Origin of the sequence: Amycolatopsis rhizosphaerae (assembly GCF_007713715.1) — a bacterium.
GTDB classification, from domain to species: domain Bacteria; phylum Actinomycetota; class Actinomycetes; order Mycobacteriales; family Pseudonocardiaceae; genus Amycolatopsis_E; species Amycolatopsis_E rhizosphaerae.
Map to the genome: position 1 here is coordinate 1 of NZ_VJWX01000759.1, position 2,092 is coordinate 2,092.

Below are 2,092 nucleotides of genomic sequence, written 5' to 3' on the forward strand. Positions count from 1 at the left end.
GTGTAGGGCAGGGCGGTGCGCAGCCCCTCGGCGAAACCGACGGTGCGCTGCGCGTCGACGTGGGCGCTGCCACCACCCTGCAGGAACCCCTCGGCCGCGTTGGGCCCGATCAGCGCGAGGCGGCGGAGATCCGGGGTGGCGGTGGGGAAGACGGCGTCGCGGCGGAGCACCACCATCGACGAGGCCGCCAGCTTCCGCAGCTCGTCGGCGGGCTCGGGAGCGGGACCCGGTGTGCTGGGCTCCTCGAAGCCGCCGACCCGGGCCGCCAGCCGCAGCACCCGCGCCACCTTCTCGTCGAGGACGTGCTCCGGGACCCGCCCGTCGCGGACCGCGTCGAGCAGGCCCTCCGACCAGGGGCTGGTGGGGCCGGGCATGGCCAGGTCGAGCCCCGCGAGCGCCGGTTCGGCCACCGAGGTGGTCGCGGCCCAGTCGGAGACCACGACCCCGTCGAACCCCCACTCCCGCTTGAGGATCCCGGTGAGCAGCCGGTGGTGTGCCCCCGCCGGTGCCCGCTCGCTCCCGTCGTCCAGCCCCGAGTAGGCCGACATCACCGTCCGCACCCCCGCCTCGCGAACCAGGTGCTCGAAGGGAGCGAGGTAGACCTCGCGCAGGGCCCGCTCCCCGACCTGCGCGAAGTAGGAGGTGCGCGCGGTTTCCGAGTCGTTGGCGGCGAAGTGCTTGGCGCAGGCGGCGACGCCGCCTTCCTGCAGCGCGGTGACCAGCGCGGCGGCGAGCCGCGCGGTGAGCAGCGGGTCCTCGGAGAAGTACTCGAAATGCCGTCCCGCGAGGGGGCTCCGCTGCAGGTTGACCACCGGGGCGAGCAGCACGTCCACCCCGGCGGCGCGGGCCTCGGCGGCGAGGACGGTGCCCGCGCGGCGCAGCGCGTCCTCGTCCCAGGTCGCGGCGAGCGCGCTGGGCGCGGGCAGTGCGGCGGTGGTCCAGCCGGGGATCTCGCCGGTGCCGCGGACACCGGCGGGACCGTCGGAGAACACCAGCGCGCGCAGGCCGATGCGGGGGAGCGGATGCAGCCGCCACGGGGTGGCCCCGGTGAGCAGCCGCACCTTCTCGGCCAGGGTGAGGCGTTCCACCGGGGTGCTCACAGTGCGTTCGCCTTCGCGACCGAGCCGAGCCAGGCCAGGGACGGCTTCGGGGTCCGCACGAAGGTCTTCCGGTCGACCGCGATCAGGCCGAAGGTGGGCCGGTATCCCGAGGCCCACTCGTAGTTGTCGAGCAGGCTCCAGTGCAGGTAGCCCTCGACCGCGACACCGTCGGAGATCGCCGCGTGCAGACCGGTGAGCGCCTCGTGCGTGTAGTCGACGCGGCGGCTGTCGTCGGCGGTGGCGATGCCGTTCTCGGTGACGAAAACGGGGACACCGCCGGTCTTCTCCCAGGCGGAACGGACGCCTTCGGCCAGTGCCGCCGGGTAGTACTCCCAGCCGGTGAGGGTGGTCTCGACGCCCTCCGGGACGGGCTTGGGGCCGTCCGGTCCGATGATCGTGCGCGTGTAGGCCTGCACACCGACCCAGTCGTCCCCCCGGGAGGCCTCGAGGTACCAGTCGTCGCGGGGATGGCCGTAGGCGTGGGCGATCTCCTCGCAGCCGGGCTCCGCCTGGAACGCCTGGGTGGCCACCGTCCACCCCGAGCGGATGCCGCCGACCCCGGAGAGCACCTCACGGGCACGGTGGTGGCAGTCCAGGAGCGTGTCGGCCACCCGGAGGTCGGGGGCGGGCAGGCCGTAGGCCACCAGGTTGGCGGGGTCCTCGCCGCCGGCGATCATGGCGGCGATGTTGGGCTCGTTGATCGTGCAGACCCACTTCACGTCGCCGCCCAGCACCGGCAGCGCCAGTTCCGTGAAGCGCGCGAAGCGGTCGGCGGCCTTGGGGCTGCGCCACATGCCCTCGTCGGCGAACCAGCGGGGGACGGTGAAGTGCAGGAGCGACACCATCGGTGTGATACCCAGTTCCAGCGCGGTATCCACCATCCGGCGGTAATGGTCGACGGCCGCGCGGGAGAGGAAGCCCTCTTCCGGTTCGATGCGCGACCATTCGATGCTGAACCGGTAGGTGTCCAGGCCCGCGGCGCGCAGCAGCTC

Annotated in this window: 2 protein-coding genes; both read right to left on the minus strand. The window is 73.4% G+C overall.

Annotated elements, in window-relative coordinates:
* Positions 1-1,100: glycoside hydrolase family 3 protein (locus tag FNH05_RS36490; RefSeq protein ID WP_281287668.1), on the minus strand; the 1,100-nt coding region annotated here is incomplete at its 3' end.
* A partial coding sequence (locus tag FNH05_RS36495; RefSeq protein ID WP_144593392.1) for a family 1 glycosylhydrolase occupies positions 1,097-2,092 on the minus strand: 996 nt, incomplete at its 5' end. The genes FNH05_RS36495 and FNH05_RS36490, both read right to left, overlap by 4 nt.